Annotated in this window: 16 protein-coding genes; 3 read left to right on the top strand and 13 right to left on the bottom strand. The window is 37.7% G+C overall.

What is annotated here, in order from left to right:
• Positions 1-2: 2 nt before the first annotated feature.
• The 11 genes from accD to QTL86_RS01590 all read right to left on the bottom strand — a co-directional run bounded on the left by accD (position 3) and on the right by QTL86_RS01590 (position 8,843).
• Complete coding sequence (accD, locus tag QTL86_RS01640; protein ID WP_013658021.1) at positions 3-860, bottom strand: acetyl-CoA carboxylase, carboxyltransferase subunit beta; 858 nt, start codon at positions 858-860, stop codon at positions 3-5.
• On the bottom strand, positions 850-2,220 hold the full coding sequence (locus tag QTL86_RS01635; protein WP_410496304.1) for an acetyl-CoA carboxylase biotin carboxylase subunit: 1,371 nt from the start codon (positions 2,218-2,220) through the stop codon (positions 850-852). Before QTL86_RS01635 ends, accD begins: the two co-directional genes overlap by 11 nt.
• 16 nt (positions 2,221-2,236) lie before the next feature.
• Entirely contained in the window at positions 2,237-2,659 is a 423-nt protein-coding gene (gene fabZ / locus QTL86_RS01630) for a 3-hydroxyacyl-ACP dehydratase FabZ (RefSeq protein WP_013658023.1), read from the bottom strand.
• A 14-nt stretch (positions 2,660-2,673) separates the two neighbouring features.
• Positions 2,674-3,135: an acetyl-CoA carboxylase biotin carboxyl carrier protein gene (gene accB, locus QTL86_RS01625; RefSeq protein ID WP_013658024.1), complete on the bottom strand. Its 462-nt coding sequence runs from the start codon at positions 3,133-3,135 to the stop codon at positions 2,674-2,676.
• Positions 3,136-4,377, bottom strand: coding sequence for a beta-ketoacyl-ACP synthase II (gene fabF, locus QTL86_RS01620; protein WP_410496303.1), 1,242 nt, complete (start codon positions 4,375-4,377; stop codon positions 3,136-3,138). It lies immediately after the preceding gene.
• A 21-nt stretch (positions 4,378-4,398) separates the two neighbouring features.
• Positions 4,399-5,142: a 3-oxoacyl-[acyl-carrier-protein] reductase gene (gene fabG / locus QTL86_RS01615; RefSeq protein ID WP_127067392.1), complete on the bottom strand. Its 744-nt coding sequence runs from the start codon at positions 5,140-5,142 to the stop codon at positions 4,399-4,401.
• A complete protein-coding gene (gene fabD, locus QTL86_RS01610; protein WP_013658027.1) occupies positions 5,135-6,079 on the bottom strand; it encodes an ACP S-malonyltransferase in 945 nt (314 codons plus the stop codon). Before fabD ends, fabG begins: the two co-directional genes overlap by 8 nt.
• Positions 6,080-6,091: 12 nt before the next feature.
• Positions 6,092-7,057 (bottom strand): enoyl-[acyl-carrier-protein] reductase FabK, encoded by a 966-nt coding sequence (gene fabK, locus QTL86_RS01605; protein WP_127067393.1) that lies wholly within the window; start codon positions 7,055-7,057, stop codon positions 6,092-6,094.
• A gap of 20 nt (positions 7,058-7,077) precedes the next feature.
• The gene (gene acpP, locus QTL86_RS01600) at positions 7,078-7,302 is read right to left on the bottom strand and encodes an acyl carrier protein (RefSeq protein WP_013658029.1); all 225 of its coding nucleotides are present in this window, start codon (positions 7,300-7,302) and stop codon (positions 7,078-7,080) included.
• 99 nt (positions 7,303-7,401) lie between these two features.
• Positions 7,402-8,370 carry a beta-ketoacyl-ACP synthase III gene (locus QTL86_RS01595; RefSeq protein ID WP_013658030.1) on the bottom strand — a complete coding sequence of 323 codons (969 nt, stop codon included), beginning with the start codon at positions 8,368-8,370 and terminating at the stop codon, positions 7,402-7,404.
• Complete coding sequence (locus tag QTL86_RS01590) at positions 8,367-8,843, bottom strand: MarR family winged helix-turn-helix transcriptional regulator (protein WP_013658031.1); 477 nt, start codon at positions 8,841-8,843, stop codon at positions 8,367-8,369. The genes QTL86_RS01595 and QTL86_RS01590 overlap by 4 nt, the downstream gene beginning before the upstream one ends.
• A 243-nt stretch (positions 8,844-9,086) precedes the next feature.
• Between QTL86_RS01590 and QTL86_RS01585 the strand changes: the two genes are divergently transcribed.
• On the top strand, positions 9,087-10,139 hold the full coding sequence (locus tag QTL86_RS01585; protein WP_410496302.1) for an NAD(P)H-dependent flavin oxidoreductase: 1,053 nt from the start codon (positions 9,087-9,089) through the stop codon (positions 10,137-10,139).
• 122 nt (positions 10,140-10,261) lie between these two features.
• Here the strand turns inward: QTL86_RS01585 and QTL86_RS01580 are convergent, their stop codons facing one another.
• A complete protein-coding gene (locus tag QTL86_RS01580; RefSeq protein ID WP_410496301.1) occupies positions 10,262-11,002 on the bottom strand; it encodes a hypothetical protein in 741 nt (246 codons plus the stop codon).
• A 50-nt stretch (positions 11,003-11,052) separates the two neighbouring features.
• Entirely contained in the window at positions 11,053-11,454 is a 402-nt protein-coding gene (locus QTL86_RS01575) for a hypothetical protein (protein ID WP_410496300.1), read from the bottom strand.
• Positions 11,455-11,743: 289 nt separating this feature from the next.
• Between QTL86_RS01575 and QTL86_RS01570 the strand changes: the two genes are divergently transcribed.
• Together QTL86_RS01570 and QTL86_RS01565 are read left to right on the top strand one after the other, a co-directional pair.
• On the top strand, positions 11,744-13,120 hold the full coding sequence (locus QTL86_RS01570; RefSeq protein WP_013658035.1) for a putative DNA modification/repair radical SAM protein: 1,377 nt from the start codon (positions 11,744-11,746) through the stop codon (positions 13,118-13,120).
• A 22-nt stretch (positions 13,121-13,142) separates the two neighbouring features.
• Positions 13,143-13,883, top strand: a complete 741-nt coding sequence (locus QTL86_RS01565) for a TIGR03915 family putative DNA repair protein (RefSeq protein ID WP_013658036.1) — start codon at positions 13,143-13,145, stop codon at positions 13,881-13,883.
• The last annotated feature ends 24 nt before the right edge of the window (positions 13,884-13,907 follow it).

Here is a 13,907-nt window from a genome sequence, read left to right as displayed (position 1 = left end):
TTTCACCCCTCCTTGCTATGCAATCTTAGGAGTTTTCCTAAAGTTGCTTTTAATTCTGTTCGTTCTACAATGCTATCAATTTGACCATGTTCTAAAAGAAATTCACTACGCTGAAAGCCTTCAGGAAGCTTTTGATTAATGGTTTGTTCAATTACTCGAGGTCCTGCAAAGCCAATAAGTGCTCCTGGCTCTGCTAAAATAATGTCACCTAAGGTGGCAAAGCTGGCTGTTACACCGCCAGTAGTTGGGTCAGTTAAAATACTAATATATAAAAGTCCATTGTCATCATGTTTTGCTAGTGCTGCACTTGTTTTAGCCATTTGCATAAGTGAAAAAATACCTTCTTGCATTCTAGCGCCGCCTGATGCTGTAAAAATAATAATAGGTAAATGATTTTGGGTAGCATACTCAATGGCTCTAGTGATTTTCTCACCTACCACCGAACCCATACTTCCCATCATAAAACTTGAATCCATAATTGCAATAATCGTTTTTTGACCCTCTATCTCTGCTTCGCCTGTAATAACGGCTTCATTTTGACCTGTTTTTTCCTGATAAGCTGTTAACTTTTCTTCATAGCCTGGGAAATCTAATGGATTGCTACTAGTCATATTAGTATCAAACTCATTAAAGCTTCCTTTATCCACAACCAAGCTGATTCTTGCCCTTGCTGATAGGGGATAATAGTAACCACACTGTGGACAAACGCCTAGGTGGCTTTTTAAATCAGCACGGTAAATGCTTTTTTTACATTTAGGACACTGAATATACATGCCCTCTGGTACACTTGACTTTTTAGCTTTCTCGCCTATTGCCATAGCATACTTTGTTTTCTTTTTTATAAAACCATTAAGCTTCATCTACCACTCCTCCTAAAATTGTTTCTAGGTTGCGTTCGATAAATGAGGTATCAAATTTACCTTCTACGAAAGCTGTTTCATTTAAAAGCTGATATTGGAAGAACACATTGGTTTCTATGCCTTCTATCACTATTTCTCCTAAAGCTCTTTTCATAATAGCAATCGCTTCTTCTCTGGTATCACCAAATGTAATGACTTTGGCAAGCATTGAATCATAGGTTGGTGGTACCTTATAGCTTTCATAAAGTGCAGATTCAATGCGAACACCTCTACCGCCTGGAAGATAAAGTTCTTCTATAGTTCCAGCACAAGGCTTAAAGTTGAGTAATGGATTTTCTGCATTAATACGGCACTCAATAGCATGCCCTTTAATATGAATGTCTTTTTGCTTGACAGCAAGGGACTCTTTAGCTGCTATCTTAATTTGGGCCTTGATTAAATCTATGCCTGTCACCATTTCTGTAATAGGGTGTTCTACTTGAATACGGGTATTCATTTCAATAAAGTAAAACTCACCACTGGCATCTACTATAAACTCTATCGTTCCTGCATTTTGGTAGTTAACAGCCTTAGCAGCAGTAACAGCAATTTCACCCATACGCTTTCTCATATCATTATTTAAGAAAGGTGAAGGTGCTTCCTCCATGACTTTTTGATGACGACGTTGGAGTGAACAGTCTCTTTCTCCTAAATGCACTACATTACCATAAGCATCACTTAAAATCTGAAATTCGATATGACGTGGATTTTGAATATACTTTTCAAGGTACATACTGCCATCACCAAAAGCATTTTCTGCTTCACTACTAGCAGATAAAAAAGCTTTTTCAAACTCTTCCTTCTTCCACACAATACGCATGCCACGGCCCCCACCACCAGCAGCTGCTTTTAAAATGACAGGATAACCAATATGATCTGCAAGGCACATAGCTTCTTCTAAGTCGTCAATTTTACCTTCTGAACCTGGGACAACTGGTACACCTGCAGCAATCATCATTTCTCTTGCTTTGGCTTTATCTCCCATGAGGCGAATCATCTCACCTGTAGGTCCAATAAAGGTAATCCCACACTTCTCACAGATTTCTGCAAACTTAGCATTCTCTGATAAAAATCCAAAGCCCGGATGAAGTGCATCACAACCTGTTAAAACGGCTGCACTAATAATGTTTTCTATATTAAGGTAACTATTTTTAGGAAGAGGACTTCCTATGCATACTGCTTCATCTGCTAGTTGTACATGGAGTGCTTCTTCATCAGCTGTTGAGTACACCGCTACAGTTGCAATACCCATTTCTTTACACGCCCTAATAATACGAACAGCAATTTCTCCTCTATTAGCAACAAGTACTTTTTCTATCATCCTCCTTCACCTCCTATTAGCCGATAGCAAAAATAAGTTCTGCTTCACATACCTTTTTACCTTCTACACTAGCAACTGCCTTACCTACACCCATAGGGCCTTTTTGCTTAATAATGGCGCACTCTAGCTTTAAGGTATCACCTGGTACTACTTTACCTCTAAATTTAGCATCTTTAATCCCACCAAAGTAAGCAATCTTACCTTTAAAGGCTTCCTGTGACAAAAGTGCAATAGCACCTACTTGAGCTAGTGCTTCTACTATTAAAACGCCTGGCATAACAGGCTCCTGTGGAAAATGTCCTTGAAAAAAAGGTTCATTAATGGTTACATTTTTATAGCCTACAGCTGCCCCGCCATCTTCCAGTAATTCTGCTTTATCAACCAGTAAAAAAGGATATCTATGGGGAATAATCTCCATAATCTGCTTTGTATTTAACATGGTTTACTCCTTCTCTATTTTAAAATAAAGAGAGGCTGGCCAAATTCCACCATAGACTCATTAGCTGCTAAAATCTCTACTACTTCGCCTTCTATCTCTGCCTCTACTTCATTCATTAGTTTCATAGCTTCAATCACACATACCACATCGCCCTTTTTCACTTTAGAACCAACTTCTACAAAAGGCTTTGCTTTAGGACTGCTAGCTGCATAGAAAGTTCCTACCATAGGTGATGTAATGGCCTTTGCTGGTACTTCTGCCGCAGGTGTCATCTTTGGTTCACTCATAACAACATCATTATTGTAAGCAGGACTTTGCACACTTGGTGCTAGGGGTGCTGTTTCTGTCATGACTGTTTGATAAATGGTTTGTTCTTTGCCTAGCTTTAGCTCAAAATCTTCGCATTTAAGAGAAAGCTTGGTAAGCTCTGCTTCACTAAAAGCTTTAATAAGTTCTTTTATTGTTTCGATTTCCATTTAAGCTTCCTCCCATTTCTTAAAGATTAAAGTGGCATTATGGCCACCAAAACCAAGAGAATTACTCATGGCATATTGGACTTTTTCATCTCTTCCCTCACCTGGTACATAATCAAGTGGGCAAGCTTCATCTCTCACCTGATAGTTAGCTGTCGGTGGGATAAAGTCTTCTTCTACTGCCTTAGCAATGGCAATGGCTTCAATGGCACCAGCTGCACCTAGGAGATGGCCTGTCATTGATTTAGTAGAGCTAACAGCTACTTTAGTAGCTTCACCAAATACACTTTGAATTGCCATAGTTTCATAAAGGTCATTGTACTGTGTACTTGTACCATGAGCATTAATATAATTCACAGCTTCTGAAGCAATACCTGCTTCTCTTAAAGCTTCTTCCATAGCCCTAGCCGCACCTACCCCTCCTGGAGCTGGTGTCGTAATATGATGTGCATCACCTGTTGCACCATAGCCAACCACTTCTGCTATAATAGAAGCGCCTCTTTTCTTTGCATGCTCTAAAGTTTCCATGACTAGTACACCTGCGCCTTCACCCATAACAAAACCACTACGTTCTTTATCAAAAGGAATAGATGCTCTCATAGGATCTTCACTCGTCGTTAATGCTGTTAAAGCATTAAACCCAGCAATCCCTAAAGGCGTAATACAAGCTTCACTGCCGCCTGCTAGCATCACCTCTTGAAAACCTTGTTTTAAATATCTGAAGGCTTCTCCAATAGAGTGTGTACCAGAAGCACAGGCTGTAACCACCGTAGAGCAAACACCTTTTGCACCTGTATGAATAGCTACATTACCTGCTGCCATATTGACAATTGCCATAGGTACAAATAAAGGAGATACTCTTTTTGCGCCTTTTTCATGAAGTTTAAGCGTCTCTTGTTCAATAACATCTAAGGCTCCAATACCACTTCCAATCATAACACCCACCTTATGGGCATCTTCCTCTTCCATATTGAGCTTTGCATTTTCAAGAGCTTGTTTGCTAGCATAAATAGCAAATTGAGAAAATCTAGCTAGTCTTCTTGCTTCTCTTCTATCGATGTATTTTTCTACTTCAAAGTCTGTTACTGTTCCTGCTACATGCACATTAGTGCCTTCAATTTGTAATTCTTCTGGAAGTACTTTAATACCACATTTTCCTTCCTTTAAGCTATTCCAATAAGTGTCTACGTCATTTCCTATCGGTGATACTACGCCCATTCCAGTAATAACAACTCTATTATTCATCTTCACTTCTCCTTCTCGTTATTACATGGCCATACCGCCATCTACTTTAATAACCTCTCCTGTAATATAGCTTGAAAGATCACTTGCTAAAAATACTGCCACATTGGCTATTTCTTCACTCACTCCAAAACGTTTCATAGGAATACTTGTCATTACACTCTCTTTAACACGCTCTGGAAGTATATCTGTCATATCTGTTGTAATAAAACCTGGTGCAATTGCATTTACACGAATATTCTTACCAGCAAATTCTTTAGCTACTGATTTGGTAAATCCAATAACTCCCGCCTTGGAGGCTGCATAGTTGCTTTGTCCGGCATTACCATTGATGCCAACTACTGAAGTCATATTAATAATACTTCCACCTGTTTTCATCATGGCTTTAGCCCCATGCTTTGAACAATTGAAAACACCTTTTAAATTCACATCTAATACCTCTTGGAACTCTTTTTCAGTCATTCTAAGAAGTAACATATCCTTAGTAATACCTGCATTATTAACTAAAATATCTATTTTACCAAAAGCAGCTATGGTTCCTTCAATAAGTCCTTTGGCTTCTTCACTATTGGCTACATTAGCGCAAAGGGCAATAGCTTTTCCCCCTAATGCCTTAATTTCTGTTACAACTTGATCAGCTTCTTCTTTCCTTTTCTCACTACTATAGTTAATTACAACATTTGCACCTTGTTTCGCAAAGCACATAGCAATAGCTCTTCCTATGCCTCGAACACTTCCTGTAATCACCGCTACTTTATCTTTAAGCATTGCCTCTACCTACCTTTTCTAATACATTTCGTAAGGTATCACTATCCTCTACGTTTAAAATAGTGGCTTCTGGTGCCATCTTTTTAACTAAGTTACTTAGTGTACATTTAGGCCCCACCTCTATAAAGGTGTCAAAGCCTTGACTTACTAAATAATGAATACTTTCTCTAAAACGTACACCTTTAACGACTTGAAGAGGAATATTCTCTATAATCTCTTCTCTATTCATAGGCCCTGCACTCACATTACTGATTACCTCTACTTGTGGCTCCTTGAAATCAAGAGTTACAAGCTCTTTAGCTAACTTTTCTTTAGCTTCTTCCATAAGTGAACTATGAAAAGCGCCACTTACTTTAAGAGGTAAAACACGTTTAGCGCCTGCTTCCTTTAATTTTAAGCTAGCTAGCTCTAATGCTTCTTTCACGCCTGCTATGGTTACTTGTCCTTCACAGTTATCATTAGCTACTTCCACTGGTAAATGACTCTCCTCGCTAATAGCCTCACAAACTGCTTTGATTTCTTCTATGCCAAGACCAATAACTGCTGACATGCCACCTGGATTTTTATTGGCTGCTTCTTCCATATAGGTTGCTCTTTTATCAACTAATGTTAAAGCTGTTTTAAAATCTAAAGCCCCACTGGCAGTAATAGCATCATATTCGCCAAGACTAAAACCAAGCATAGCATCTGCTTTCAACCCATTGGCTTCTAGTACTTTATAAATCGCATAGTTAGTTGTAAAAAGGGCAGCTTGGGTATAACGTGTTTGATTAATAAGTGCATGAGAATCAGTGAAGCATACTTCTCTAACGTCCCAATCTAGAACGCTAGCTGCTTCGTCAAATAATTGTTTTACAATAATATAAGAATCGTATAAGTCCTTGCCCATACCAACGTACTGTGCACCTTGGCCTGGAAATAATAGGGCTGCTTTCATTTTTACCACCTCCTATTTGTTTTTAATTTGGCTAACCATGGTTTCTAGCCCCTCTATTTTATCTGCTAATACTTGATTGAGCTCTAGTATTAATTCTTCTACCATCTCTTTAGCAGTTTGTTCTTTAGTAATCATCCCTGAGATTTGACCAGCAAGTACTGATCCTCTCATCACATCACCTTCTACAGCAGCCCTTCTTAAAGCACCTGTACCAAATTTGTCCAGTTCCTCAGGTGTTGCACCTGATTTTTCTAACTGAGCAAACTCTCTAGTCAGTTGATTACGAAGGCTTCTCACTGGATGTCCTGTTGAGCGACCTGTCACTACTGCATCGATATCTGATGCTTTAAGCACTCTTTGTTTGTAGCTGTCTGGAATATCACATTCTTTAGCGACTAAGAATCTGGTACCCATTTGCACACCTTGGGCTCCTAACATAAAGGCAGCTGCAATACCTCTACCATCTCCAATACCGCCAGCTGCAATAACTGGAATATCAACTGCATCTACAACTTGTGGTACAAGGGCCATTGTACTTAGTTCACCAATATGGCCACCTGATTCACCACCTTCAGCGATGACGGCGTCAGCACCACACTTCTCCATACGTTTTGCAAGTGCTACAGAAGGTACTACTGGTATTACTTTAATGCCGGCACTTTTCCAAAGCTCCATATACTTACCTGGATTACCTGCTCCTGTTGTCACCATACTTACGCCTTCTTCTGCAACAACCTGAGCTACTTCATCTACATAAGGACTAAGCAGCATAATGTTAACACCAAAAGGTTTATTAGTTAAAGCTTTGCAAGCTCTGATTTCCGCGCGGAGCCAATCACTAGGAGCGTGCCCCGCTGCAATAATACCTAATCCCCCTGCCTCAGAAACTGCTGCGGCAATACTATGAGTAGCCACCCATGCCATTCCACCTTGAATAATGGGGTAGGAAATCCCCAGTAAATCACATATTGTTTTCATTACTGTTATCTCCTTATGGTTTATTGTTTATCTGTAATATAGGCCAGTGCATCTCCTACAGTTTGAATTTTTTCTAAGTCTTCGTTTTCAATACTAATACCAAATTCTTCTTCAATTCCCATTACCACTTCAAATAAATCTAATGAATCTGCTCCTAAATCTTCACGGAAAGTAGCTTCTGGTGTAACTTCACTTACCTCTACACTTAATTTGTCTGCGATAACTGCTTGTAATCTTTCTAACATATTGTATTCCTCCTAAAATGTTTTTTATTTATCCTAAAAGGCTAATAGCCTATGGATGCTATTTAATTCTTCATTTTTAATTTTTAATTTTTAATTGTTTTACTTACTCCACTCAAATAGCATAGTGCCCCAAGTAAGGCCTGCCCCAAAGCCTGAAGCAATGAGCTTATCCCCTGCTTTTAGCTTAGGACTTAGATCATATAAAGCCATAGGGATACTAGCTGCTGATGTATTACCATGTTCATCTAAATTCTTGAAAAATTTCTCCTTTGATATTTTAAGATGACTAGCTACGCGGTCCATAATACGTGAATTAGCTTGGTGTAAAATATACCAGTCAACATCATCTGCACTATAACTAGCTACACTTAAAACTTCTTCTATACTTCTAGGTACTGTTGTTGTGGCAAAGCTATACACGCCTTTGCCATCCATCTTAATGGCTGGTTTTACTTCTTCCCTTTCGTAAAAGGTATGGTCAAAGCCCGCTGTTTCTAAGGTAATTTGTTCAGCACCATCTGGTCTTGAACCTGTTACGATATGATAGATTTTATTATCCTCTGTTCCTTCATAAACGACGGCTCCTGCCCCATCTGCGAATAAAACACAGGTACCTCTATCTTTCCAATCTACTACCTTGCTTAAGACCTCTGCTCCAATAACAAGTGCATTGTGTGCTATGCCTGTCTTAATTAAGCTATCAGCTAATTGAGTGGCATAAACAAAACCACTGCAAGCAGCTGTTACATCAAAGCAAGTAGCCTTTTCTATACCAAGTGCTTCTGCCACCTTACAGGCTGTACTAGGCATCATGGTATCTGGTGAAACCGTAGCCACGATTACAAGGTCTATAGCCTCTTTGCTCAGCTCACTGGTTACTACGGCTTCCCTAGCTGCTTCTATTGCTAAAGTGGTAGTCGTTTCAGTCGTAGCGATATGCCTAGATCTAATACCTGTGCGACTGGTAATCCACTCATCTGATGTGTCTACTAACTGACTAAGTTCATCATTGGATACGGTTCTTTTTGGTACTGCTTTCCCTAATCCTTTTATCCTCATTCCAATCATAACTTGTTCTCCTCAAATTGTTTGGCCTTAAAATAGGCTTGTTGCTCTTCTACAAAGTGTACTAAACTTTCTAGAGATTGAATTAAAACTTGGTGTTCCTCTTCCTTTAGTCCTTGTAGCATACGTCTTACCATATGTCTATGAAAGTGGTCATGCAATCTCCAAGCTAATTTTCCCTTTTTAGTGAGCGTTAGTTGAACAAGACGCCTATCCCCTTCCTTGTCACTTCTTACGACATATTCTTTTTTTACAAGGCGATTAATCGTTACTGTGAGGCTCCCTACTGTAATACCTAACTTATGAGCTGTTTCAGTCATGGTTTTACCTTTCAGTTCAATGGCCTCAATAGCATGTAACTCTGTAATGGTTAATTCACTAAAAGGACCTTCTTTTAACACATCTTTCTCAAGTGTAAGAATTTTATTAAAGGAATTCACAAGCAAGGTATTTACAATTTCAATTGAGTCCTCCAATTTTCCTTCCTCCCTTCAAGTGAAATAAACAAAAATACTTTTACTTTGCATTTCAAAGTATTTTATTTTCAAAGTATATGACGATAGCTTCATTTTGTCAATACAATTTTTTACATTTATAAGTTGATTTCTTTATTGACAATTTTGTGCTTTATTCATATACTTTGATTATCAAAGTCTTTACTTTGAATATCAAAATATATGTTTACTATTCTATTTAATCTAATACATGGAGTTGATCAAATGAACTTAATTCACTTGCCTTTTGGCAATTTAAAAGCAAAATTTCCTATTATTCAAGGTGGTATGGGTGTAGGTATTTCCTTGCATCAGTTAGCAGGTCATGTGGCAAAAAATGGAGGGATTGGTGTTATTTCTGCTGCTCAAGTAGGTTACCGCGAACCTGACTTTCTAACTAATACCTTAGCAGCTAATCTGCGTAGCTTAAAAGACGAGCTACTAAAAGCTAAAGCTATTGCCCCACAAGGTATTATAGGGGTTAATATCATGGTAGCTTTAAAACATTATGGTGAATATGCTAAAAAAGCTGTGGAAGCTGGCGCTGATCTTATTATTTCTGGTGCAGGTCTCCCTTTAGATTTACCACTTTTCACCAAAGGTAGTGCTACTAAAATAGCCCCTATTGTTTCTTCCGGAAAAGCTGCAAGTGTGATCTGCCGTATGTGGGATAGAAAGCATCAAGTAGCACCTGACTGCATTGTTGTAGAAGGACCTTTAGCTGGTGGACATTTAGGTTTTTCTCATGAAACGATTGCTGAAAATCCTGATGTTCTAGATATTATGAAAGAGGTTAAAGAGGTTGTTAAAGACTATGAAAATAAATACGAAAAAGCTATTCCTGTTATCGTAGCAGGAGGCTTTTACACCGGTGAAGACGTACGCCTAGCTTTAGAGCGCGGTGCAGATGGTGTGCAGATGGGTACACGCTTTGTAACAACGTATGAATGTGATGCTGCATCAGCCTATAAAGAAGCTTATATTAAAGCTGAAAAGGAAGATATTCAAATTATTAAAAGCCCTGTTGGTATGCCTGGTCGTGCTATATTAAATGACTATATCAAAAATACGCCTGGTAATAAAGCTTGCTTTTATCATTGTATTGAAAAATGCGGCGTGACTACTATTCCTTATTGTATTTCAAAAGTACTTATAGCTGCGGCCAAGGGAGATATTGAACATGCACTTCTTTTCTGTGGTAGTAACGCTTATAAAGCTACCCACTTAGAAACAGTGGCTGACATTTTTGATGAAATCAAAGGAGCTCTTGAAAAGTAAAAGCCGCAATCATCTTAGTAAAATAAAACGGTCATTTGGCAACCCTCACTGCCAAATGACCGTTTTTTACTATAGATGGGAGTCTATCTATAGTGCGACATAAAACCTTTAGTCCCTTATTATTATTTACAAAATTGTTTTACTTTAATCAACAACTGCTGTTTTTCTTCTTCAAATTGCTTTTTTCTATTCACATTAGCCCCTGAAGGGTGTGGGAAACCCAGTAGGCATTTATTTTCATCCACTTTGCCCTTAGCAATTAAGCCCTTAATCACTTCTTCTACACATCTGCCTAATGGTATAATAAGTGCTTCTTGCATTACTTCTATTTGTGGGTAGAAATGTGCTTCTACATAGCTCATTAAAAAGTCACTTTTTAATAGCTGCGGGCTATGCCCTGTATAATTTTTACCTTTTACAAACGCTGCAAAAGGAATCATAGATGTGGTATGCAATAAGTCTTCTCTTTCATCAAAAAGTACCTTGGCACTTTCAACTCCCAAGCCATTTGGTAAGTCTAACGCTTCTAGCATTTCACCTACATTTTTTCTAAGTACTCCTGCTAGGCGTCCTTCCTTTTTACACAAATGGACCATTTCCTCTAAAGGCTTATTTTCTTCTATACATGCTCTAGCCGTGCTAATAGACTTACTCATCTGAGTAAAGCCTGGTGTAATACCTATAATAAATACTTTTGCTCTTGGATTCATGTATTCATTGTGCGTGCAATAATAAAGCTCTATCTCTTTTTCGGCTTCTACTAAAAGCTCCGGTATCATCAATTCTTCTCTCGTATAACTTGCTTTTAAGGGAAGCTTATTCATTATTTCATAGTAGTCTTTTATATTAGGTAAATGCTTCATCTCATCTCTACCATCTCTTTCAAAAATTGCTTTTCCCTCAATGCTTAGTTTTATACTTCCGGTGTTAGTTTAACTAATAATATACCTTCATCTGGAATCATTAATCTCAAAATATCTTCAGAAATATCAATTTCTTCTGCGGTTAAAACACAATAAGCACTATATTTCTCTTCTAACGCCAAAGCTGAAAGAGGTATTTCTAATTTGATTTCTTCTTCTGTTTTATTAAAACAACTTAAGTAAGTGCCTGTTTGATTCTCACTAGATAGTACTGTTAATTCTTTAGAATCATAAACCATCTTTGTTGTGTCAGTAATCTCATAAGCTTTTAAAATAAGCTGCTCTTTAATTGAAGGATATTTTCCTCCCTTTTCAAAAATAGCTTCTAGCTCTTCCTTATTAATACGGCCTTCTACTATTGCAAGTGTCTTTGGTAATGTAATATGAATCATATTCTGACCTCCCTTCTAGTCATGTTAAGTTTAGTATTTAAATTAATGATAATACAATTCTTGCTTTAAGTAAACATATGAGCCCTTATTCTAAAAATTCATGTCAAAATATCCCTTATTTAATCGTATAAGGTTAATTATCTACAATTATGCTATAACCTTATTTTTACCCACTAAGACCAATCTATACCTCCTCCTCTTACTTATTTCACTGGCCCCTTGTTTATTTGCTTATCTTGGGATATAATAGAACAAATGTTCGATTTAATTTTAAAGGTAAGGTGAAATCATGGATATTAAAGAAAAATTAGAAATCCTATCTGATGCAGCAAAATATGATGTCTCTTGCTCCTCTTCTGGCTCTAATCGTTCTCCTAAAAAAGGACAACTCGGTTCTACAGAAGCTGCCGGCATTTGCCATAGTTATACCCCTGATGGCCGCTGTATCTCCCTTCTTAAAATTCTATTAACCAATTATTGTATTTACGACTGTGCTTATTGCATTAATAAGCGTTCTAATAATGTACGTAGAGCAGCCTTTACAGTAGAGGAGGTGGTATCTCTTACTATTAATTTTTATAGACGTAATTATATAGAAGGACTTTTTTTAAGCTCCGCTATTATCAAAGATGCTAATCATACTATGGAAATGCTCACTAGCATTGTTAAAAAGCTTCGCACCGAACACCACTTCGGCGGTTATATTCACTTAAAAGCTATTCCTGGCGCTAGTGATGAGTTAATTCACGAGGCCGGCCTTCATGTGGACCGTATGAGTGTTAATATCGAGTTACCTTCTGCCGATTCTTTAAAACTTTTAGCCCCAGACAAGAAAAAAGAAGCTATTTTTAAACCAATGCATGATATACATCAAAATAGCTTAATTCATCTAGAAGAACGTAAAAAGTCTCGCAAAGCTCCTCTTTATGTCCCTGGTGGTCAAAGTACCCAGCTTATTATCGGCGCTACTCCAGATACAGATTATAATATATTAAATCTAAGTGAGAAGCTTTATAATAAATATGGTTTAAAAAGAGTTTACTATTCGGCTTATACACCGGTTAATAAGGGAAAGAACTTACCAGAACTAACCCAGCCACCTACACTTAGAGAACATAGGCTTTATCAAGGAGATTGGTTACTTAGACTTTATGGTTTTAAGGCGACGGAGCTATTAGACGAAGCACATCCTCAATTTGATACTCACCTAGATCCTAAAACCTCTTGGGCCCTTAATCATTTAGAACAGTTTCCTGTAGAGATTAATAGTGCGCCTTATCAAATGCTATTACGAGTTCCTGGTATTGGCATTCGTGGTGCACAAAAAATTATGAGTAGTAGGCGTATTGCACCTCTGCATTATGAAGACTTACGCAAATTGGGGATTGTTCTTAAAAGGGCTCAGTACTTTATTACTTGTAACACTAAATATTATGGCAAGGTGGATATGCAGGAAGATAAGATTAAACGACTATTAATTCCTCAAGATGCTTATTATGATGAAACAGCACCTTATGAGCAGCTCAGTTTATTTAACTTCCAAACACCACCGCCAGATAAAATGATCACATCACCTACCTCAGCTCTTTTACTACCTAAAACAGTCGGTATCAAACAGCATATTTTACTATCTGATACGCCCACAGCTTTAACTGGTGAATTATAATGATTATTTTTAGGAGGTCTTTATGATTGATTATTTATATGATGGCACCTTTGATGGCTTACTAACTGCCATTTTTTATGGTTATGGAGAACGTGAAGAAGTCCATATTTATAAATCTCAGCTTTATGCTCCTTCTTTTTTTACTTCTCCCAAAACTATTGTAACGGAAGCTGAAAAAGCTGATCGGGTTTATACTAGCATTCATGATAAGCTTTCTACTTCTACTTTAGAAAATGTTTATTGTGCCTACTTAAGTGAAGAAGAAGGCGTTGAAACGCTTATCTTAAACTACCTTAAACTCTGCTATCGTTATACAGACAGGATCAATTTAGCCAAAAACAATGACATTATTCGTGCTATGGATCTGGCTGTAAAACACGTCCGCTTTGAAGCCCATCGCTATGTTGGTTTTGTTCGCTTTAAAGAAATACGTCCTATGCTATTTTATGCTCAGATTGAACCTGACCATCATATTTTACCTTTATTAATAGAGCATTTTGAAAAGCGCTTTTCTGATCAATGCTTTATGATTCACGATGTAAAGCGCTCAGAAGTGATTGTTTATAACCAAAAGGAAATCTTTATCCAACAGCTTACGCCTCATGAGGCCGAGGTACTTCTAAGGACACAAATAGATGATCCATTTGAAAAACTCTTTAAAGCTTACTATACTTCTACTACTATTCCTGAGCGTATTAATATCAAAAGACGTAATGCTTATATGCCTAGACGCTATTTTAAACATTTAGTTGAATTACAATAAAAAGAGAGAGGGCATTGCAGATTA

Origin of the sequence: Cellulosilyticum sp. ST5, assembly GCF_046529625.1 — a bacterium.
Classification (GTDB): domain Bacteria; phylum Bacillota; class Clostridia; order Lachnospirales; family Cellulosilyticaceae; genus Cellulosilyticum; species Cellulosilyticum lentocellum.
The sequence above is the reverse complement of the archived record's forward strand: the minus strand, read 5'-3'. Positions and strand labels throughout refer to the sequence as shown.

Coding starts and splice junctions, on each gene's coding strand:
- accD (WP_013658021.1), bottom strand. CDS start 860: ATGAAGCTTAATGGTTTTATAAAAAAGAAAACAAAGTATGCTATGGCA.
- QTL86_RS01635 (WP_410496304.1), bottom strand. CDS start 2,220: ATGATAGAAAAAGTACTTGTTGCTAATAGAGGAGAAATTGCTGTTCGT.
- fabZ (WP_013658023.1), bottom strand. CDS start 2,659: ATGTTAAATACAAAGCAGATTATGGAGATTATTCCCCATAGATATCCT.
- accB (WP_013658024.1), bottom strand. CDS start 3,135: ATGGAAATCGAAACAATAAAAGAACTTATTAAAGCTTTTAGTGAAGCA.
- fabF (WP_410496303.1), bottom strand. CDS start 4,377: ATGAATAATAGAGTTGTTATTACTGGAATGGGCGTAGTATCACCGATA.
- fabG (WP_127067392.1), bottom strand. CDS start 5,142: ATGCTTAAAGATAAAGTAGCGGTGATTACAGGAAGTGTTCGAGGCATA.
- fabD (WP_013658027.1), bottom strand. CDS start 6,079: ATGAAAGCAGCCCTATTATTTCCAGGCCAAGGTGCACAGTACGTTGGT.
- fabK (WP_127067393.1), bottom strand. CDS start 7,057: ATGAAAACAATATGTGATTTACTGGGGATTTCCTACCCCATTATTCAA.
- acpP (WP_013658029.1), bottom strand. CDS start 7,302: ATGTTAGAAAGATTACAAGCAGTTATCGCAGACAAATTAAGTGTAGAG.
- QTL86_RS01595 (WP_013658030.1), bottom strand. CDS start 8,370: ATGATTGGAATGAGGATAAAAGGATTAGGGAAAGCAGTACCAAAAAGA.
- QTL86_RS01585 (WP_410496302.1), top strand. CDS start 9,087: ATGAACTTAATTCACTTGCCTTTTGGCAATTTAAAAGCAAAATTTCCT.
- QTL86_RS01580 (WP_410496301.1), bottom strand. CDS start 11,002: ATGAAGCATTTACCTAATATAAAAGACTACTATGAAATAATGAATAAG.
- QTL86_RS01575 (WP_410496300.1), bottom strand. CDS start 11,454: ATGATTCATATTACATTACCAAAGACACTTGCAATAGTAGAAGGCCGT.
- QTL86_RS01570 (WP_013658035.1), top strand. CDS start 11,744: ATGGATATTAAAGAAAAATTAGAAATCCTATCTGATGCAGCAAAATAT.
- QTL86_RS01565 (WP_013658036.1), top strand. CDS start 13,143: ATGATTGATTATTTATATGATGGCACCTTTGATGGCTTACTAACTGCC.